Consider the following 18640-nt stretch of genomic DNA (forward strand, 5'->3'; position numbering starts at 1 on the left):
TAGTTTGTCATAATTGCTTTCCAATATTAATCTAAGCATGGTATAATTTTTTGTTGTAAGGGTAGTTATTATTTCGAGTGGATTTTGGAGGTAGCAAAAATGGACCAAAATGAGGAAATTATTCCGGGCACCGTTCCGGCCGGGGTTAAGGGCTGGAACTGGGGTGCGTTTATGTTTAACTGGATCTGGGGAGTTGGCAACAAGACATACTTGCCGCTGTTATGCTTGATTCCTTTGTTTAACATTATTTGGGTCTTCGTTTGTGGGGCAAAGGGTAACGAATGGGCTTGGAAGAGTGGTGACTATCGTGATGTCGCAACATTCACCGCGGTACAAAAGACGTGGAGTCGAGCCGGATTGGTTCAATTCATCGTCGCCATTGTCATCGTGGTGCTGTACATCGCGATTGTCGGGTCAGCAATCGGTGCATTAATGCACAATCTGAATTCATAAAAAATGCCCCCAGCTGGGGGCATTTTTATTATGCAACGTATTCACCATTTGCCACGATTAGTAATTTTGTATATCTGCTAATGACGCAGTATGATGGGGCTAATTGGTATTGAGGGAGGCAGCAGGGATGAAATTACGAAGCGCACGCCAAGAGGATTTAGCCGCCATTGTGGCAATTTACAATCAGAGTATTGCTAGCCACAAGGTGACGGCGGATATGGTGCCGGTGACCGTAGCGCAGCGGCAACCGTGGTTTGCGGCGCATAATTCAGCCCACTGGCCACTATTTGTGGTTCAGCAGGCCAATCAGGTCGTGGGTTGGGTGAGCCTGTCGCCCTACAAACAGCGGGCTGCCTACGATGCAACGGCTGAGATCAGCATCTATCTGGATGCAAATGTTCGCGGTCAGGGTTTAGGAACCGCCGTTCTAACAGAAGTTGAGCACGAGGGGGCCCGGGTCGGCATCAGCACGATCGTGGCGCTGGTCATCGCCGCCAATACGGCTAGTCGCGGACTGTTTAGCAAGGCTGGTTACGCACAGTGGGGATTGCTACCAGACGTGATGGATTTCGGTGGGCAGAAACAATCGCTATTAATTCTTGGTAAACAGATTGCTTAATTGGGACGAATGCAAACAGGGACGGACGCGGTGTCAGACCGCGTCCGTCCTTGTTGTCGATTTCCGTTCAGATTTTGCCTTGCGCGAGTAAGGACTTTAAATATTCAACCATGTCCGCGTTTTGTTTGAAAATGATTGGGGGCAGTTGATCGAGGGGGAAGTACTGCAGCCGCTTTGTTTCCTTGGGGTCAGCCTGGTCGAGACCGCCGCCAATCGGTTTGACAAGGAAGACGACCGCGATGTTCATGACCTTGTCGCCGTTGGGATAATTCATGTAGTAATGATCATCAAAGGTACCCAGTCTGCGCACAATGCTCACGTCCAGCCCGGCATCTTCTTTCATCTACCGGACCACGGCTTCGGCATAACTTTCACCGTATTCCAAGTAACCCCCGGGGACACACCAACCCCCATCAGCGCGCTCCTGCAGCAGGATTTTACGGTGGTCTGGACTTAATACCAGTCCGCCAGCCGCATTCAGAATCAGCGGCATGTGTCCAGTTTTTGCACGAACGTCCTTGATGTAATCAGCCATTTTCAAAAGTCCCCCTTACTAGTGATTAGTTTATGCTTTGTTTGCGGTGTTTGCCGCAGCGTTGACCTTCTTATTCATGACTGACTGCAGGGTTGCCCCAACTGCGGGCATGGTGCCCAAAGAATCGATTGCCGTACTTGGCATCACAACCGTGTTGTTGTTGCCCTTAGCAAGCTCTTCAAGGGCCTTAACGTTCCGGTACTGCAAGTACAAGTCACCATTGTTGACCAAGCCGGCATTAATGCTGTCAATCTGGTCCTTAACCGATTGGGCTAGGAGCCGCTGACTCTCTGCACGGCCTTGTGCTTCCAGAATCTGGGTCTGCTTTTGCCCCTCAGCTTCCAGGATCGAGGACTGCTTTTCACCTTCTGCTTTCGCAATGGCAGCCTGCTTGTGGCCCTCAGCCTCCATGATGTTTGCTTCACGTTCACGGGAGGCTCGGAGCAGCTTGTTCATGGATTCCTGAATGGTTTGGTCAACCTGGATGGAATCAATGTTGACGCGGTCTACATTCAGGCCGTATCCAGCAGTGGTTTCCGCAATTTGGTTGAAGAGACTGCTGTTGATGGCTTCAGTTCCATTGAGGACATCGTTCAGGTCCATGTTCCCAATGATGCCCCGCAGGTTAGCCCGAGTGTCTTGAACCATTGACAGTACGGAGTCCTTGTTCTCATAAACGTAGGCGTGGACGTCGGTGATGTGGTACTTAATGGTTTCGGAAATGCGGACCACAACGTTGTCCTTAGTAATGACTTCCTGTTCATCGACGCGTAACGGAATCTGTTTCATGTTCACGATTTCGGTAATACGGTAGACGAATGGGGGAACGATGTGCAAGCCTGGTTCAAGGGTCTGGGTGTACTTTCCCAGCCGTTCAACAATGCCAACTTCACCGGTATGGATGATGGCGAGGCAGCGGCCAAGAACCGTCAGAATCAGGACGATGACCACTAGTATGGCAACAATGGTGCCAACTGTACTGATAATATTTTCCATGATGCTCCTCCTAATGTTGGTGCCTGTTGATGCAACAGTGCGCCGGTGCCGAGATTAATAATCCAGAATTTCGGTCACTGGCAACACGTAGAGTGAAAGTGGTGTCACCCGTTCGATGCGGACATTGGTTCCGGCAACCGCTGGGCGAATCAATTCGTAGTGATAATTAATTCCGAAAATGGTAACGCTGCCTTGTACGGCGTCACTGCTAAGCGTGAATGTCATTCCCAAAAGTCGATCATCTAACATCGCCCTCACTCCTTGATATAATTATCGTTCCGTATCATCATTAAGACAATAGTGAAACGCATTTATCACGTTAAATCAGACTAAAGACCCATAACATAATGGAGGTTACTAAATGCCCCGTGTTCAGCCAATTTATAACAATACTTTTGCCCGACGGCGGCGCACCATCTACATATTGATAGCACTAGTCGTCTTGGTGATAGCTGGTGCGGGTGGTTACTGGCTTATGCACCGTAATCCTCGGCCCAGTAATAGCAGCTATCCGGTGTTGGGCGTGCGGCTCGATCAAACGGACGGGTTCCCAGATTTTGACCAGTTGCACCAACTAGATGTGCGCTATGTCTACCTGAAGGCAACTGAAGGGGCTAGTTACTTTGATGACAACTTCAGTGCCAATTATGAGCGCGCCAGTTCTAGCACGATGGCCGTTGGCGCCTACCATTACTTCAGTTTTGCCAGCACGCCAGCCGCGCAGGCAAACTACTTTTTCAGCAAGGTTGGTGCGTCAATTGGGACCCTGCCGATTGGTATTCAGGTGAGTGAATACACCAGTTTACCCGCTAAAGCTACTTTGGGCCGGAATTTGACGGAGTTTGTGAACCTAATGAAAGTTCATTACGGCCAGGATTGCATCATCATGGCTAGTCCCAAAGTGTTGGCGTACATTAGCGAGGCGGCTCCCGGGACGCAGCGAATGCAGATTGGGGGTAGCCGACGGGAGGCAAGTAGGTGCCAGTTCTGGGAGTACAGTAGTAGTGCCCCAGTTCCTGGTGGTAGTGACAAATACCGCTGCTCCGTGTTCATGGGTAAGCGGAAGGCGTTTCAGAAGTTACTGACCCAATAACGTGTAAAGGGCGACGCGCAGATAATTTAAAAAAACACGAATTGTTACCGCATATAGAACCACAGTACGCAAAAACTCCTCCTTGGACAGGCAAGCAGTACTGACGTGCTTTCTAGTCAAGGAGGAGTAACTTGTTTTAATCTTTTGCTTCTGAATCGGAATCATCTTTGTCTGGGGTGCTACCGTCCAAATCTGGATAAATAATGGTGTAAGTTTGGTCTTCAGCTTCATCATAAATCGTGACTGGGAAGCCTTCCTTACAACTGATAATTAACTCATACCCAAAATGGTCAAGGAAGGTGAGCTCATTAGTACTGATGCCGACGATCTTGCCATCTAGCTTCTTACCGTCGATTGCAATTGCGAGCTCGGCTGAAACGGAAATTTTATGTTTTTTGTTCGTCACCGGATCGACGAAATCAAAGGAGCCCCGGTATAAGTCGGCTAGAACTTGGGCGGGATTGGCAGTTGCAACGTGTTTATGCGTTTTGTGTTCTAAATGACCGGTCAAATTGCTGAAAAGGTGACTAAGTTTTCCTGCCATGATTATCCCTCCGCTTCTAAACATTATCATAACACTTGAACGGTGGTATCTAGGTGCATTTTACGCAACTTTTGGTTTCAATTTGTAAATAAACGATTAACCGTAATCTTGCTTTACTGAAGCCCTGCTAGGTGCCAGCAATGAAAGCTGTTACAATAAATGGTGAATGCAGATTAATTTTTAATTGGAGGGGCCACACATGCTAAAACTTGGTATTATTGGAACAAACTGGATTACGGGGCAGTTTATTGCTGCGGCTGAGGAAACTCAGCAGTACACACTAACGGCCGTTTATTCACGGCATGAGGATACGGCACGTAAGTTTGCTGAGGATAATCACCATCCCGAGGTGGCGCTATTTACTGATTTGAACAAATTCTGGGCAAGTTCCGCTTTCGACACGGTTTACATTGCCAGTCCGAATAGTTTGCACGGACCACAAGCTGTTGCAGCAATCAAAGCTGGCAAGAATGTGATTGTTGAAAAGCCAATGGTCGCCAGCACCAGTCAGCTCCACCAGTTGACGGATGCCCTGGCCGCGCACCCAGACGCTTTTTTGTTTGAAGCAGCGCGCCATTTGTACGAGCCGAATTTCGCCATGGTGCGTGATTTTGCCCGCCAACGCGAAATTAGTGGGGCCACGCTGGTGTACATGAAGTACTCTTCGCGGTATGATGCATATTTAGCAGGTAAAGAGCCAAATGTGTTTACCACTCGCTTTGCCGGCGGTGCGCTCATGGACTTGGGTGTCTACGTTGTGTACGCGGCGTTGGACTGGTTTGGAGTTCCGCAGCATGCTCAGTATGTGCCGAGCATGCTTGCCAGTGGAGTCGATGGCTCCGGTTGCTTGCACCTCGATTACGCTGATTTCGGTGTGAATCTGATTTTTGGCAAAACTACCCAGAGCTATCTGCCCAGCGAGATTTATAGCGGTAAGCAAACACTGGTTTTAGATGCTCCAGAAAGTATCACCAGTATCAAGCTGCGCGGTGGCGCTGATGATCGGGAACTCGCGGGGCCCCAGGATGATAATCCGATGGTCCGGGAGGCGAGCTTCTTTGCCAAAGCAATCGCAACAAATGATACCCAGGCACGGGACAAGCAGTTCGCTCTTGCTAAGCAGGTGCACGAGCTGATGATCAGTGTCCGGATGGCGGCCGGAATTCATTTTCCTGCCGATGATGAATAGATAATAGTAGGAATCACGAAGGAGAACAATTTTGACAATAGCTGCACCTTTTCAGGAGCTCTGGCAACAAGCTGGATTTACGGCGGAAACGCCAATCCAAGAGGCGGTCGCCGAACCATTGCGCCGTGATGAGAATATCGTTGGCCTCGCCCCAACGGGCTCGGGCAAGACCCTGGCCTTTGCGCTACCAATTCTCGGCAAAATTGTGCCGGGAGCGGGGTTGCAAGCATTACTGCTCGCACCATCACAAGAGCTAGCAATTCAAACGCGGGACGTGATCATGCCATACGCCCAAGCTGTTAATGTGCGCGTGATGGGGGTAACTGGCGGGGCGAACGTTGCTCGCCAAAAGGAACAATTGAAGAAACACCCAGAAGTTATCGTTGCGACAGCCGGCCGCCTGTTGGAGCTCATGAATGCGAACAAAATCAAGTTGGCAGACTTGCAGACAATCGTCATTGATGAAGCCGACGAATTGCTGCGTGATCCTGGACTAGGGCAGGTGCGTGAAATCGCGAGCGCGGCCCCAGCAGATGTGCAGCTTGCATTCTTCTCGGCGACCAGCAGCCCCATTCTGCGGGAGCTGGATAAGTGGTTCGGACAAGATGTAAAGACGATTGACGTCCGGGCGGTCGACAAAACCCGGGGTCCCGTCAAACATTACTTCATGCAAGGTGGTCGCGGCCACGAGGTTGAGTGGCTCGGTAAGCTCGCGCGGGAGGATGATTTCCGCGCGCTGGTTTTCTTCAACAAGAACAGTACGTTAGCGAAGGCAGCCGGAATTATGCGGCACCAGCACGTGCGCTTCGCAACCCTTGAACGGACCGACCGCTCCATGGCCCGTAAGGAAGCGCTGAACCTACTGCGGAAAGGCAAAATTGATTTACTTCTCGTTACCGATTTGGCTGGGCGGGGTCTGGACATTCCCAAGCTGCCCGCTGTGGTTAACTTCGAAGTACCGCGGAGTGCTACTGTGTATATCCACCGGGCTGGGCGGACTGGTCGCATGGGTAATTCCGGGACGGTCATCACGATGGGGGATGCCCATGACTTCCGTAATTTGCGCCGCATTACCGGCGATTACGATGTGGAGCGCGCATACCTTGTTGCGGGTAAGTTAACCACTGAACGGCCAGAATTTGTGGACGAAGCGGATGAGCATGCTAACAACAAGCCACAAAAGAACCAGTCAACGGCTAGTGCCAAGCCGCACGTGCAGAAAGCGACCGCACCACAAGTACAGACGGTGGCAATAGTTGCTGATGCCAAGCCGGCGCGGAAACCACACCGTAAACTCCGCAAACGGGTGCAAAAAAACAAGGGTAAGCACGACAAGAAATAGTCAGGAGATCTGCTAGCGATGATTCCAGAAGACAATCCCAGTGAAGTAATGAACATTATCGTGAGTGGCGGGGACGCTCGAAAGGCCTGTTTAGCAGCCGTCGATTCTGCCAAAAATGGTGATTTTGCGGCCGCGAAGAAGGAACTTGATGCTGCCAGTGCCGCGATTGGTGTGGCGCAAAAGGCTCATAATCGCTTGCTTAGTCAGGAAGCACGTGGCGTGGGGCCAGACTTTTCCGTTCTCCTCGTGCACGCAGAATCCCATCTTGGTAATGCACAGGCTTTGTACGACATGGCTAAGGAGTTCGTCCTGCTTTACAAAGAGTTGCGCACTAAGTAAGCAAATAACTCATTTGCTAACTAAAGAGGGTCTGGTTTCGGTAGACACCGAAACCAGACCCTCTTTTTTGATTTGCACTAGTGCGTCAGGCGAGACTCGAACTCGCTACCTATGGTTTAGGAAACCATTGCTCTATCCAGGTGAGCTACTAACGCAGCACACCCATAATATTACGATAGCACCCGCTGCAATGCAAGAAGCCAGTGCTCACGCACTTTGTGGCAGCAGCAGCTGGCCGAGTTCCTGCAATGACTGCACCTCGAAGCTGGGGTGCAATTCACTCTGGTTTGCCTGGTTGTGCAAGTTGACCCAGATGGTTTCCAGACCGTAGTTAACGCCGCCACGAATATCAGAATTGATGCCGTCCCCGATCATGATGGTGTCGTGCTTGTCGAGTTCCGGTTCCGCGGCAAAAATGGCATCGAAGAACTGCGGAGCGGGTTTGTCGTAGCCAATTTCTTCTGAGATGTAGGTGCCTTTGAAAAATGGTGCAAGGTGACTCTGCTTTAAGCGGGCACGTTGGGTTGCACTATTGCCGTTGGTACCAGCAATGATGGTGTATCCGGCCGCCTGCAGCTGAGTGAGTAATGTTTTGGCGCCGTGCACCCGTTCGTATCCGTGGTTTAAACACTCCCGATATTCGTGTTCAATAGCCTGTGCCGGCTCAGTGGAGCGGTGCAGTTCCTGGAGCAGTGTTGCAAAGCGGCTGGTCATGATGTCACTTCGGCTGATTTCGCCACGTTCAAGCTGGGCCCAGAGCGCACTGTTGATTTCTTCATAGCGTTGCCGGACTGCGGGTGTATCGGGAATGTTGTAATCCTTAAAAACCTGCGTCAAACCTCGCGCTTCCGTTGCTGAGAAATCAAGGAGGGTGTTATCAAGGTCAAAAATTAATTGATGTTCCATCTGTGCTTTACCTTCACTTATCAAGTTTAATTACGGCGGTGCTTATGCACGACTGCATATAGTATACGTGCAGCCGACGACTGTTGTTAACTTTACATAAAGCCAATTTCATAATAACTGCTTTTATTTTTGCAAAAAATGTACAAGCATGGGGGCGCGATTTGTTATCATTTAGTATTTTTATACCCAGTCACCCGCACGGAAAATTGGAATCAGTTCGCCACTCTTACTAATTCCGTCGATGTCCATTGCGGCTGAGCCCATCATGAAGTCAACATGGGTGTCGGCGTTGTTCAAGCCAGCGTGTTCCTGTTCCGCGGTTGTCATCGTGGTGCCACCCGCAACGGAGAAGGGGTAAGCCTGACCAAAAGCCATGTGGTCGGAGGCATTTTCATCAAATAGAGTGTTGAAGAAGATGATTCCGGACTGAGAAATCGGCGATGGGTCGGGTACTAGTGAGACCTCGCCCAGTGAGCGCGCGCCCCTGATTGCGAATAAGTCCTTGAGTACGTGTTCGCCCTGATCAGCCGCAAAATGGATCACCTGGCCATCTTTGAAGGTGAAATGCATGCCGTTAAGAACGTTCCCGGCGTAAGCTAAAGGCTTGGTCGAACTGACTGTTCCATCAATTCGCCTGTAGTCGGGAGCGGTGAAAACTTCCTCCGTGGGCATGTTGGGGATGAAGAAGTCCCCAGCTGGATTATTGGCCCCGGCAGCTTGCCAGATATGGTGTGCAGGCAACCCCACGGTGAGGTCCGTTCCGGGCGCGCTGTAATGCAGGGCATCCAGTTGCAATGAGTTAAGCCAGCTGGCTTTGGCATTTAATTTTTGGACATGATTGGCCCAGGCCTCCTCGGGGTCGTCCGCATAGATACGGGTCGTTTTAAAAATCTCGTCCCATAACTTATCGACGGCTGCAGCACTTGTCAAATCAGGGAAGACTTTTTGGGCCCAGCGTGGGCTGGCCGCGGCAACGATTGTCCACGAAATTTGATTTGAGGAGATTGCGGCGGAAAGGGGTGCGTATGCTTGCTGGAAAGCGTGATTATAGCGGGCGACGCGCTTGCTATCAACACTAGCGAGATTGTCCGGGTCGCTGCTGACGACTGTGATGCGCTTTGCATTATTTGCCAGCCAGTAGTTGAATTTTGCCCCAACATACGGCGGCACTTGGTCCAAGCGGTCATCAGCTAAGTTGAGTAGGTCTAAGCGTTTAGTGGTGTCGTCTTGCCAGTCAACAAGGACCTCCTGGGCCCCAGCTTTATACGCACTAGCGACGATTAGGTGGGCGAGTGGGGCTTGATCAACGGCAATCTGCAGGTAGACCGTGTCGCCCGGTTTTACGCCAGCTCCGGTAGCAACGGTCAGGTCCGCGTATTTTTTAAGAAGGTTTGGGTAATTATCGAGTGTCATCCTTGGTGCCTCGCTTTCGTGTTTAGAGCCAGTTTATCATATTCCAGGCAGGTCACCAGGCTAAGTAGGCTAAAATTAACTTCAATTATTATGCGAAATGCTATTGTTATATTTAGCCAATTTGTTAAAATACAATTAATAACGACTGGTGTCCCGGGGGGATTATTCCAGTTGTCAATTAAACAGGGGGAAAACAATGGCACGTCATAAAACAATTACGCGCGAACAGATTCTCGAGTCCGCATACACGCTGGTTGTGGAGCAAGGATTCAAACGCTTCACAGCGCGAAATATTGCCGCAGAGATCGGTTGCTCAACCCAACCGATTTACCTAGAGTTTAACAACATGGCCGAACTGCGCGATGCAGTGATGGAACGGATCAAGCAGGAACTGACGGAAAAATTCAATAAGGTGTACACCAATGATCCCGTGATTGATATGGCGCTCACGTACATTGATTTTGCACTTGAGAATCACAACCTCTACCAGGCCGTCTTCGTTGAAGATCACTTTGGGGTTGACGACATGCGCAGTTTCTCGATTAATGCAGCGCAGAAACGGCTCGAAAATTATGAGGCCGTTCAGCACCTATCTGCTGCCCAGAAGAACAACATCATTAGTGGTCTGTGGATTGTTGCGACTGGGATTGCTGACCTCATGACTTCTGGTTTCATTTCTATGTCCCATGCCCAGATGATCGATGTCCTGCAGGTCGTCATTCAGGAGTTTATCGAAAATGGCCGGCTTAGTGGCAACACAGGTGAGGATATTATCACCCGGGCCGCACGCCAGAGCAGCCAGCAGAATCATAATGGCAAGTAAAGATTGACTCACGAAACGCGGAGCCGCGGCCGAATTTTGGTTGCGGCCCCGCGTTTCTGTTATACTATTCTCAAAAAGTGCAGGGAGATATAGCATGGCTAAAGTAAAAGTTATGACCGTTTTTGGCACCAGACCCGAAGCAATCAAAATGGCACCGATCGTGCGTGAACTCAAGGAGCGCAGTGATGAGTTCGATGCCGTGACCGTTGTGTCTGCTCAGCACCGGCAGATGCTCGACCAAGTCCTCGAGATTTTCCACATCACTCCGGACTACGACTTGGACATCATGAAGCAGCGGCAGACCTTGGATCAAATCACAAGCAACGTCATTTTGGGTCTTGCCGACATCATGGACAGTGAGAAGCCTGATATTGTGCTTGTGCATGGTGATACAACGACAACCTTTGCTGCCAGTGTCAGTGCCTTTTACCACCAGATCAAATTAGGCCATGTTGAAGCCGGCTTGCGGACTTGGAACAAGTACAGCCCGTATCCCGAAGAAATGAACCGGCAGCTCACTGACGTGCTCGCTGACATGTACTTCGCGCCGACGACCCAGAGTAAGGCGAACCTGCTAAAGGAAAATCATCCTGATGATGAAATTTACATCACGGGGAACACGGCAATCGATGCGCTCAAGCAGACGGTCAATGACGATTACCACCACGCTGTTCTCGACATGATTGATAAGGATAAGCGGATGATTCTGGTCACGATGCACCGGCGGGAGAACCAGGGCGAGCCAATGCGGCGGGTATTCCGCGCGATGCTTGATGTGGTTAAGACGCACGATGACGTTGAAATCATCTACCCTGTGCACCTGAATCCCGTCGTGCAGGAAGCCGCTCAGTCCATTTTGGGTAACCACCCGCGGATCCACCTGATCGACCCACTCGACGTCGTGGACTTCCACAACCTTGCCGCGCGGAGCTACTTTATCATGACCGATTCCGGTGGCGTTCAAGAGGAGGCGCCTTCACTCGGTAAGCCAGTGCTCGTTCTGCGCGATACGACTGAACGGCCAGAGGGAGTTACTGCCGGCACGCTCAAGCTGGTCGGGACCGATCCCGATGCCGTGCGCAGCAACATGATTCAACTGCTGGACGACGATGCTGAGTACCAGCGGATGGCAAACGCTAAGAATCCGTACGGTGACGGCCACGCCGCGGAGCGGATCTTGGACGCGATTGCTTATAAGTATGGTGAAAGCAGCAAGAAGCCGGAACCATTTGCCTGAGATCGTTAGTTGAAAAATTCACTGAGGGGGTGACGCGGAGGCGTGGCCCCTTTTGTGAAGCGAGTAAGCTGCTAATTATTGTTTGCAGGAGGTGCTGGGAATGTTGAATTCGCTTCGGGCTGGTAATTACGCAAATCTCTATCTTGATTTGGCCCAGTCGGCGTATATCGGTCAGCCGTTAAGTTTCCCGGATTTAATTGCTGACCATCCGGTGCGGATCGATTACAGCAAAGCACGTAAACATCACCGCAAACAACACCTACGTTTGGGCCGCAAGGGGGATCCCGTAGTCTACCTGCAGCCGGATACAGCGGGCACCAACGTGGGAGCTGATGGCTTTCAAGCCTTCGTTGTGACCCCCGTTGCTGACATCAAGGGTGCGACGGAAGCTTACTTTGTCGTTCAGGGCAGTCAGTCAATGAATCCAAGTAGTCCGGACTGGTCCAGTAACAATATTCCTTTTGCCATCGACCGCAGCACGCCAGCACAAACAGTGAGCGCACTGTTAGCATGGCGAGCCGCTGTAAAAGCACAACCGCAGATTCAGACTTGGAATTTCAGCGGGCACTCGCTAGGGACCATGGTCATCGCTTCAATGTTGGCCAAAATTACCGTGCAGGAACGGCGCCTGCTTGGCCACACGGTCCTTTTTAACGGTCCGGACATCAGTTTGACCCTCACTGCGCCAGAAATTGCACAGCTACAAGGCATTACCCTGGATGGCAAACTCCACTACTACGTTTCAAGTCGGGACATGATTTCTGCATATCACCGCGAGCATGACCGGGGAATCGGGGATGTCGATTATATCGCCGCGCCAACCGACAGGCAGCGGCATCCCAGCATTGCCGCGCACGCTTTCGACCAGTACATAGTGGCGCGGGATGGGCAGATTGAATTGAACAACAGTAGTGAAAATATCCGCTATGGCCGCACACTGGCGCACGTTGTTGATCATGTCTTTCGCGATGTCGGCTCCGGCAAACAGATTGTGAGCGACCGTTTTGCCCAAATCAACCGCAGCGTCAAGCCAATCCTGACCCGGAAGACCGCAGTGCCAAAGGTCAACCTGACTGATCAGTCTCAATCTGCCCCAGGTGGAAAGAAATAGAAGCATTTTTAGATAATAAATAGCCCGGGAAATAGACTTAACAATTTTTCCGGGCTATTACTGTGCTTACTCTTTACTTAGACGATTGCTTATTCTGCAGTGGCCGCGTGCAGAAGGTCGTCCGCAAATTTCTCGAGGGTGTCGATGTCCTCTGCTTCGGGCGCAAGGTCAATTTTGACGCCCGCCGCACCGCGCTTGGCACCGGTGGCTGCGAAGGCTTCATCGAACATGTCCACTGCAGTGGCAAAGTCATCGTAGAAGCGGTCGCCGCTGCCGCAGGTGCCGTACACCTTACCGTGCAGGTCGAGCTCCTTGAGGTCGGCAAAGAAGTCTTCCCCTTCTTCGGGGAGTAGTCCGGGCCCGCCATCACTAAAGGTGTAGGCCGCGACGATGCAAATATCCGCGTTCTCAAAGTCGCTCGCGTCTGCCTGCGTGATTTCAGTCAAAGTGGTGTCGACGCCCTGGTCGGCGAGCCGTTCCTCAACGATTTCGGCGATTTCCTGGGTATTACCAGTCATGCTGGCGTATACGATTTGTGCACTTGCCATGCTGTTGCCTCCTAAAATAGATGTGCTTTGGCACGATTATAGCAGAGACCGAGCATTCTTGCAGGCGTCGTTGGCACTAATGTGCGCGCTAGACGGATTGTGGTTCACTCTCATTGGTGCAATTTCGTGCTAAAAAAGGGCGCTTAGTGTATCATGAAACTTGGAAATATGGAGGCTTAATGTTGATTACTATTAAATCAGAACGTGAACTTGAAGGAATGTATCGTTCCGGTGCGATTCTTGCCGGGATGCACCGCGGCCTGCGGGACATCATCAAACCAGGTATCTCAAGCTGGGAGATTGAAGAGTGGGCACTTAAGTATTACGCAGAGCAAGATGCAATTGCCGAGCAGATTGGTTTTGAAGGCTATAAGTACGCTACTTGTGTTGCCGTTAACGATGAAGTCGCCCACGCGATTCCGCGGAAGGACCTGATTCTCAAGGAAGGGGACCTCGTCAAGGTCGATACCGTTGTCAACAAGGACGGTTACATGAGCGATTCTTGCTGGACCTATGCGGTTGGCGAAATTAGTCCAGAAGCTAAGAAGCTGATGGACGTTACCCGCAAGGCACTGTACCTAGGAATTGATCAAGCGGTCGTTGGCAACCGGATTGGTGATATTGGTGCGGCAATTCAGCAGTATACCGAGGTTGAAAATGGTTACGGCGACGTCCGCGACCTGATTGGCCATGGTATTCAGCCAACAATGCATGAAGCGCCTAATGTTCCCAATTATGGGGAAGCTGGCAAGGGGCTGCGGCTCAAGGCCGGCATGACCATCACTATCGAGCCAATGATCAACGCTGGTACCTGGCGGATCGGCGTGCGGGAAGTGCCACATGAAGACTGGGAATATTACGTCAGTCAAGATGGTTCGCTCAGCGCCCAATACGAACACACCTTGGTGATTACGCATGATGGTCCCAAAATCCTGACTAGTCAGGACCACGACCTTGATGCGAAGTACCTGCTCAAGGATGGGGAAAAATACGCCCTGTAACTTAGTGGTGGATTCAAGATTATACGTTTACGAGAGGATGGGGCTGCGGCCGCATCCTCTTCCAATCATGACGAAGGGAGGCCGCTCCAATGGCGAAGCGGTCAGTTCGTCTGCGCTATTATGCGCATCGACGATTCGATCAAGAGTCAAAGCTACCATTAGCAAAACGGCATCTCAGTCGTGGTGAAAAGACCGTGGCGACAGTGCAGCTTTTTTTCCGGCGCTTTGCCGACGCCATGATCGACCAGACCGCGGCGGCACTGACCTATTACACGATTTTATCGCTGTTTCCCACGGCACTGATTGTCATTAACCTAGTGCCTAGATTCGGTTTTGGCTTCACCGGGTTGCGGAACGTGCTGAACCAGTTGATTCCTGAAAACGTGATGGCGACTCTGCATCCTGTACTGCATAACTTGGCCCACAATTCGAGTGCTACCTGGCTGGGAATTGGGGCGGTTCTGACATTGTGGGCCGCGAGTTTAGCGATGGCATCTGTTAAAACTGCTTACAACCGGGCTTACGGCGTCACCAAAAATCCGCAGAACTTCTTGATTTCACGGATCATTTCAATGTTCATGATGGTCATCGTTGTGGTGGCGGTAATTGCGACAATGATTATCTTCACTTTTGGTCAGCAATTCCTCGAGTGGTTGACGGCCGAACTGCAGTTGCCGCACGCCTGGTTGAGTGTGTTCCTGACGTGGCGTTGGCCAGTCACTTTGGGGATTCTGATGGTTGCGTTAATGATCGTCGATTATTTCGTACCCAGCGTGGAGCTCCATTTTTGGACAATTCTGCCGGGGGTGTTCTTCACCATCGCCGGCTGGCTGCTCTTGGCACAGGTATTTTCGCTCTACATGCAGTACTTTGGGCGCAGCTTTAGCACCTATGGGACCTTGGGCGCCTTCATTGTCTTGCTCTTGTGGTTGTTCTTTAGCTCGGCAATCATGATTCTGGGGGCAATCCTGAACGCAGTGACTAGTGAGTACTTCTTCGGCAAGCCCGTGCCGTCGCGCGGGAAGACGTTAGAGCGGGGGCGCAAACTGATTCGTGAGCGGCGGCAGCACAATGCTGATTAGCATTCAGGGCGACATTTGGTTATTATTAACTGGTGCGCGTTCAATTTGTGGCAAAAGATAATGCTTTAGTTAAGGCATCAAAATATTTACCGCGCGCAATGAACATTGGGTTAAAATAAAGTTTCTGGGAATGTTTTCCCAACTCGCTTTTGGAAGGGGAACTAAAAGTCGTGGTTACAGCTAAAGCGCCGGGCAAATTATACATTGCCGGCGAGTATGCGGTGGTGGAGACCGGTTATCCGGCCATTGTGGTCGCTATGAATCAATTCGTAACGGTCACGGTGGAACCCGCCGTTAAGTATGGGAGTATTATTTCACAGCAATATCAGGAAAATTCACTTCAGTGGCAACGGGATGGGACCCGCCTTGTTTTTGATAACCGAGACAATCCCTTTCATTACATCTTGTCCGCCATTCGGCTAACTGAAAAGTATGCGATTCAAATGGGTGTGCCGCTCCAGTTGTATAAACTGGAAGTCGATTCCGATTTGGATTCTGATGACGGCAAAAAATACGGTCTCGGTAGTTCCGCCGCGGTGACTGTCGCAACGGTGAAGGCGCTGAATGAATTTTACAAGCTGGAAATGACACCGGCGCAGCTTTACAAACTCGCAGCGATTGCGCACTTGGATGTGCAGGGCAACGGTTCGCTGGGTGATATTGCGGCTTCCGTATACGGTGGCTGGTTGGCCTACCGTTCCTTCGACAAGAGTTGGTTAGCGGCCGCACGGAATCAGTATTCATTGCGCGAATTGCTAAACATGACCTGGCCGCAGCTAAAAATTGAGCTGCTCACGGCCCCCAAAGATTTGCGCTTGCTTGTTGGTTGGACTGGTTCCCCCGCGTCAACCTCACAGTTAGTTGACCGGGTTTCGATTGCTAAGGCTGAGCGCCGCAGCGAATACGCACAGTTTCTGAACGATAGTGAGAGCATCATTGAGAATATTATCACAGGATTCAAGCAACACAGCCTCGCCAAAATTAAGGAGGGCATTCACGCGAACCGGCGGCTCCTCAACCGGCTAGCCGACTTCTCCGGAGTGGAGATCGAGACGGCACCGCTGCGGAAACTGCGCGAGATTGCCACCGATTTCGGCGGCGCGGCGAAGTTCTCTGGTGCTGGTGGTGGCGATTGTGGGATCGTGATCATTGACAAGCAGACTGATGTTAGTGCTTTGCTGGATCGCTGGCAGAATGCGGACATCGAGCCGCTAGCCTTGAAGGTGCACGAAATTAATTAAGACTGAATATGGGCAGCCGGAGCGGAAGAAATTCTGTTCTGACTGTTTTTTTGCGTTCCGTTAGTGCAGCTTATTTTGAGTAATAGGTGAAAACGGTTAGAAAAATCAGCACAATCAACCACGATTAACAATAGGACTACTAGTACCCGCCCCGTTCTAGTAAAATAATAACTAACACAAAGTCATAAGAAAAAGGAGACCTGCATCGTGAAAGTACGCAAAGCCGTCATTCCTGCCGCTGGGTTAGGAACCCGTTTCCTGCCCGCTACTAAGGCACTCGCCAAAGAAATGTTGCCAATCGTCGACAAGCCAACCATTCAGTTTATTGTTGAGGAAGCCAAAGCCTCGGGAATTGAAGACATCCTGATTGTTGAGGGTAAGTCCAAGCGGTCCATTGAGGATCATTTTGACTCCAACCCTGAACTGGAGGCTAACTTAAAGGCCAAGCATAAGGACGAACTACTTGAATTGGTGCACTCCACCACTGATATTGGGGTTAACCTATTCTTCGTTCGGCAGCCATACCCGAACGGTTTAGGCGACGCCGTACGGCTGGCAAAGTCATTTATTGCTGACGAGCCATTCGTAGTCATGCTGGGTGATGACCTCATGGAAGACAAGGTACCACTGACCAAGCAACTCATGAATGAATACGAGAAGACGCACAGCTCAATTCTGGCCGTTAAGCGTGTTCCCCACCGGGAAGTATCTAAGTACGGGGTCATTGATCCGAGTGATGAAGTTGAACCAGGACTCTTCAATGTTTCCCGTTTCGTTGAAAAGCCAGCCGTCGAGGACGCTCCCAGTGACCTTGCCATCATTGGTCGTTACTTGCTCACCCCAGAAATTTTCCAGATTCTGGACAACCAGAAACCTGGTAAGGGTGGCGAGATTCAGTTGACTGATGCAATTGACACCCTGAACCGCACCCAGCGGGTATTCGCGCACGAGTTCACCGGTGATCGTTACGATGTCGGCAACAAATTTGGCTTCGTGCAGACGACAATCGAATACGGCTTGACCCATCCTGAAGTTAAGGATGCATTGCGGCCGTACATTGAAAAGCTCGGCAAGCAACTTGAAGCCGAAGACAAGGCCAAAACCGCTACGCCGAAAGCGGACAAGCCTAGCAAGTAATTGAAAATTGCCCGTAAAAAAGTTCAGTCAGCTGACTGAACTTTTTTAGTGAATAGAATCACGATTTGCCAAAAATGAACAGAAAAGTGGCCGGGCGAACCAATGTTTGCTATGCTAGTGACAGGTTATTTGACACGATTTTTTGGAGGTGGGTCCCATCATTCACAGATTAATGCGCCGGCTCTTTACATTATTGAGTGTTGCGCTGGTTTTGGCACTTACATATAGTTTTGCCGGACGGGGCTGGGTACCAGCGGCTTGGCATCAATACTTGGACCCGTTTAGTTTCGGAACTATCGCCGTGTTCACAATATGGGTAGCAATCTGGATTTTCGACCGCCACTTTCGTTATCGGGACCTATCCTTGGAACGGGTGGATGAGATGGACGGCTTTGAATTCGAACGCTTTTGCGCATATCTCTTGCGCCGTAATGGCTATCGCCACGTGTCCGTTACCCAAGAAAGCGGCGATCAAGGTGTTGACGTAATCGCCACCAAGAACAAAAAGAAGTACGGAATTCAGTGCAAACGGTATAACGGTTTTGTCGGCAACCATGCCGTTCAGGAAGTCTGGAGTGGTCACCAATATTATGACCTTGATGCCGCCATCGTTCTCAGCAACAGTCAATTCTCTGATTCTGCGCAAGAGTTAGCGCAGGAGCTGGGAGTTGAACTCATTGGCCGCGACGGCTTGCGCAAAATGATGCGGCACCTACCTAGCTAGTGGAGGACAATGTTGCCGCCGTGAAACTGACAGCCAAAAATTGGCAGGCTCTGGTTTTCGGAGCGGAGTCTGACTGGCAAATGCCTACGTTCCGGCTGGTTGAGTAGCAGCGCGAGTTCCCAGTGCTTCAACCCATGTTTGGTCAGTGGTACGCAGGTTAATTCTAGGACGTCATTAGTAGTCTGTTCGACTGCGCTGATGTTCAGTGTTGTTGCGGCAACTTCTGCCTGAATTCCGGCATTTCTGTCTAGATCAATGGTTAGGGCGATTAAGTCAATTGCACGCATGGTCAGCAGACCTCCTAGTA

Annotated in this window: 21 protein-coding genes, 1 tRNA gene and 1 pseudogene; 14 read left to right on the plus strand and 9 right to left on the minus strand. The window is 50.8% G+C overall.

The window, feature by feature from the left end:
* The first annotated feature begins 99 nt into the window (after positions 1–99).
* The gene (locus tag GN107_RS03675) at positions 100–453 is read left to right on the plus strand and encodes a ribonuclease G (protein ID WP_155286493.1); all 354 of its coding nucleotides are present in this window, start codon (positions 100–102) and stop codon (positions 451–453) included.
* A 127-nt stretch (positions 454–580) separates the two neighbouring features.
* On the plus strand, positions 581–1072 hold the full coding sequence (locus tag GN107_RS03680; RefSeq protein ID WP_155286494.1) for a GNAT family N-acetyltransferase: 492 nt from the start codon (positions 581–583) through the stop codon (positions 1070–1072).
* A 67-nt stretch (positions 1073–1139) separates the two neighbouring features.
* Here the strand turns inward: GN107_RS03680 and GN107_RS03685 are convergent.
* The 3 genes and pseudogenes from GN107_RS03685 to GN107_RS03695 all read right to left on the minus strand — a co-directional run bounded on the left by GN107_RS03685 (position 1140) and on the right by GN107_RS03695 (position 2852).
* Positions 1140–1607 (minus strand): annotated as a pseudogene (locus tag GN107_RS03685) (NUDIX hydrolase).
* Between the two features lie 30 nt (positions 1608–1637).
* A complete protein-coding gene (locus GN107_RS03690; protein WP_371863473.1) occupies positions 1638–2603 on the minus strand; it encodes an SPFH domain-containing protein in 966 nt (321 codons plus the stop codon).
* A gap of 54 nt (positions 2604–2657) precedes the next feature.
* Positions 2658–2852: a hypothetical protein gene (locus tag GN107_RS03695; RefSeq protein ID WP_155286495.1), complete on the minus strand. Its 195-nt coding sequence runs from the start codon at positions 2850–2852 to the stop codon at positions 2658–2660.
* 112 nt (positions 2853–2964) lie between these two features.
* Here GN107_RS03695 and GN107_RS03700 point away from each other — a divergent pair, with 112 nt between their 5' ends.
* Complete coding sequence (locus tag GN107_RS03700) at positions 2965–3696, plus strand: GH25 family lysozyme (RefSeq protein WP_155286496.1); 732 nt, start codon at positions 2965–2967, stop codon at positions 3694–3696.
* Between the two features lie 136 nt (positions 3697–3832).
* Here GN107_RS03700 and GN107_RS03705 read toward each other — a convergent pair whose 3' ends face one another.
* Positions 3833–4240, minus strand: coding sequence for a DUF4828 domain-containing protein (locus GN107_RS03705; protein WP_196246235.1), 408 nt, complete (start codon positions 4238–4240; stop codon positions 3833–3835).
* Positions 4241–4439: 199 nt separating this feature from the next.
* Here GN107_RS03705 and GN107_RS03710 point away from each other — a divergent pair, with 199 nt between their 5' ends.
* From GN107_RS03710 to GN107_RS03720, 3 genes are read left to right on the plus strand one after another with little or no spacing between them, the layout of a single operon-like run.
* Entirely contained in the window at positions 4440–5429 is a 990-nt protein-coding gene (locus GN107_RS03710) for a Gfo/Idh/MocA family protein (protein ID WP_155286498.1), read from the plus strand.
* Between the two features lie 31 nt (positions 5430–5460).
* A complete protein-coding gene (locus GN107_RS03715) occupies positions 5461–6771 on the plus strand; it encodes a DEAD/DEAH box helicase (protein WP_155286499.1) in 1311 nt (436 codons plus the stop codon).
* A gap of 18 nt (positions 6772–6789) precedes the next feature.
* Positions 6790–7110: a PTS sugar transporter subunit IIA gene (locus GN107_RS03720; RefSeq protein ID WP_155286500.1), complete on the plus strand. Its 321-nt coding sequence runs from the start codon at positions 6790–6792 to the stop codon at positions 7108–7110.
* 81 nt (positions 7111–7191) lie between these two features.
* On the opposite strand, the gene GN107_RS03725 is transcribed toward GN107_RS03720, so the two are convergent.
* From GN107_RS03725 to GN107_RS03735, 3 genes are all read right to left on the minus strand, one after another.
* A tRNA-Arg gene (locus GN107_RS03725) sits at positions 7192–7265 on the minus strand.
* A 52-nt stretch (positions 7266–7317) separates the two neighbouring features.
* On the minus strand, positions 7318–8016 hold the full coding sequence (locus GN107_RS03730; protein ID WP_155286501.1) for a YjjG family noncanonical pyrimidine nucleotidase: 699 nt from the start codon (positions 8014–8016) through the stop codon (positions 7318–7320).
* A gap of 180 nt (positions 8017–8196) precedes the next feature.
* Positions 8197–9429 carry an aminopeptidase gene (locus GN107_RS03735; RefSeq protein WP_155286502.1) on the minus strand — a complete coding sequence of 411 codons (1233 nt, stop codon included), beginning with the start codon at positions 9427–9429 and terminating at the stop codon, positions 8197–8199.
* Between the two features lie 196 nt (positions 9430–9625).
* Between GN107_RS03735 and GN107_RS03740 the strand changes: the two genes are divergently transcribed.
* The 3 genes from GN107_RS03740 to GN107_RS03750 all read left to right on the plus strand — a co-directional run bounded on the left by GN107_RS03740 (position 9626) and on the right by GN107_RS03750 (position 12600).
* Positions 9626–10252, plus strand: coding sequence for a TetR/AcrR family transcriptional regulator (locus GN107_RS03740; protein ID WP_155286503.1), 627 nt, complete (start codon positions 9626–9628; stop codon positions 10250–10252).
* A 94-nt stretch (positions 10253–10346) separates the two neighbouring features.
* Positions 10347–11489 carry a non-hydrolyzing UDP-N-acetylglucosamine 2-epimerase gene (wecB, locus tag GN107_RS03745; RefSeq protein WP_155286504.1) on the plus strand — a complete coding sequence of 381 codons (1143 nt, stop codon included), beginning with the start codon at positions 10347–10349 and terminating at the stop codon, positions 11487–11489.
* A 100-nt stretch (positions 11490–11589) separates the two neighbouring features.
* Positions 11590–12600 (plus strand): alpha/beta hydrolase, encoded by a 1011-nt coding sequence (locus GN107_RS03750; RefSeq protein ID WP_155286505.1) that lies wholly within the window; start codon positions 11590–11592, stop codon positions 12598–12600.
* Positions 12601–12689: 89 nt separating this feature from the next.
* Here GN107_RS03750 and GN107_RS03755 read toward each other — a convergent pair whose 3' ends face one another.
* Entirely contained in the window at positions 12690–13148 is a 459-nt protein-coding gene (locus GN107_RS03755; RefSeq protein ID WP_155286506.1) for a flavodoxin, read from the minus strand.
* A 182-nt stretch (positions 13149–13330) separates the two neighbouring features.
* On the opposite strand from GN107_RS03755, the gene map reads away from it, so the two are divergent.
* The 5 genes from map to GN107_RS03780 all read left to right on the plus strand — a co-directional run bounded on the left by map (position 13331) and on the right by GN107_RS03780 (position 18333).
* Positions 13331–14149, plus strand: a complete 819-nt coding sequence (gene map / locus GN107_RS03760) for a type I methionyl aminopeptidase (protein WP_155286578.1) — start codon at positions 13331–13333, stop codon at positions 14147–14149.
* 89 nt (positions 14150–14238) lie between these two features.
* Complete coding sequence (locus GN107_RS03765; protein ID WP_155286507.1) at positions 14239–15231, plus strand: YihY/virulence factor BrkB family protein; 993 nt, start codon at positions 14239–14241, stop codon at positions 15229–15231.
* Between the two features lie 170 nt (positions 15232–15401).
* Positions 15402–16472, plus strand: a complete 1071-nt coding sequence (locus tag GN107_RS03770) for a phosphomevalonate kinase (RefSeq protein ID WP_155286508.1) — start codon at positions 15402–15404, stop codon at positions 16470–16472.
* 207 nt (positions 16473–16679) lie between these two features.
* Positions 16680–17609, plus strand: coding sequence for a UTP--glucose-1-phosphate uridylyltransferase GalU (gene galU, locus GN107_RS03775; RefSeq protein ID WP_155286509.1), 930 nt, complete (start codon positions 16680–16682; stop codon positions 17607–17609).
* Between the two features lie 160 nt (positions 17610–17769).
* Positions 17770–18333 (plus strand): restriction endonuclease, encoded by a 564-nt coding sequence (locus GN107_RS03780; protein WP_155286579.1) that lies wholly within the window; start codon positions 17770–17772, stop codon positions 18331–18333.
* Here the strand turns inward: GN107_RS03780 and GN107_RS03785 are convergent.
* The gene (locus GN107_RS03785) at positions 18330–18620 is read right to left on the minus strand and encodes a hypothetical protein (protein ID WP_155286510.1); all 291 of its coding nucleotides are present in this window, start codon (positions 18618–18620) and stop codon (positions 18330–18332) included. The genes GN107_RS03780 and GN107_RS03785 overlap by 4 nt on opposite strands.
* Positions 18621–18640 lie beyond the last annotated feature (20 nt).

The sequence above is a fragment of the Lacticaseibacillus zhaodongensis genome, assembly GCF_009687905.1.
GTDB lineage: Bacteria > Bacillota > Bacilli > Lactobacillales > Lactobacillaceae > Lacticaseibacillus > Lacticaseibacillus zhaodongensis.

Excerpts from the sequence above, each read along its gene's own strand:
- GN107_RS03675 (WP_155286493.1), top strand. The coding sequence starts at position 100 with ATGGACCAAAATGAGGAAATTATTCCGGGCACCGTTCCGGCCGGGGTT.
- GN107_RS03680 (WP_155286494.1), top strand. The coding sequence starts at position 581 with ATGAAATTACGAAGCGCACGCCAAGAGGATTTAGCCGCCATTGTGGCA.
- GN107_RS03690 (WP_371863473.1), bottom strand. The coding sequence starts at position 2,603 with ATGGAAAATATTATCAGTACAGTTGGCACCATTGTTGCCATACTAGTG.
- GN107_RS03695 (WP_155286495.1), bottom strand. The coding sequence starts at position 2,852 with ATGTTAGATGATCGACTTTTGGGAATGACATTCACGCTTAGCAGTGAC.
- GN107_RS03700 (WP_155286496.1), top strand. The coding sequence starts at position 2,965 with ATGCCCCGTGTTCAGCCAATTTATAACAATACTTTTGCCCGACGGCGG.
- GN107_RS03705 (WP_196246235.1), bottom strand. The coding sequence starts at position 4,240 with ATGGCAGGAAAACTTAGTCACCTTTTCAGCAATTTGACCGGTCATTTA.
- GN107_RS03710 (WP_155286498.1), top strand. The coding sequence starts at position 4,440 with ATGCTAAAACTTGGTATTATTGGAACAAACTGGATTACGGGGCAGTTT.
- GN107_RS03720 (WP_155286500.1), top strand. The coding sequence starts at position 6,790 with ATGATTCCAGAAGACAATCCCAGTGAAGTAATGAACATTATCGTGAGT.
- GN107_RS03730 (WP_155286501.1), bottom strand. The coding sequence starts at position 8,016 with ATGGAACATCAATTAATTTTTGACCTTGATAACACCCTCCTTGATTTC.
- GN107_RS03735 (WP_155286502.1), bottom strand. The coding sequence starts at position 9,429 with ATGACACTCGATAATTACCCAAACCTTCTTAAAAAATACGCGGACCTG.
- GN107_RS03740 (WP_155286503.1), top strand. The coding sequence starts at position 9,626 with ATGGCACGTCATAAAACAATTACGCGCGAACAGATTCTCGAGTCCGCA.
- wecB (WP_155286504.1), top strand. The coding sequence starts at position 10,347 with ATGGCTAAAGTAAAAGTTATGACCGTTTTTGGCACCAGACCCGAAGCA.
- GN107_RS03750 (WP_155286505.1), top strand. The coding sequence starts at position 11,590 with ATGTTGAATTCGCTTCGGGCTGGTAATTACGCAAATCTCTATCTTGAT.
- GN107_RS03755 (WP_155286506.1), bottom strand. The coding sequence starts at position 13,148 with ATGGCAAGTGCACAAATCGTATACGCCAGCATGACTGGTAATACCCAG.
- GN107_RS03765 (WP_155286507.1), top strand. The coding sequence starts at position 14,239 with ATGGCGAAGCGGTCAGTTCGTCTGCGCTATTATGCGCATCGACGATTC.
- GN107_RS03785 (WP_155286510.1), bottom strand. The coding sequence starts at position 18,620 with ATGCGTGCAATTGACTTAATCGCCCTAACCATTGATCTAGACAGAAAT.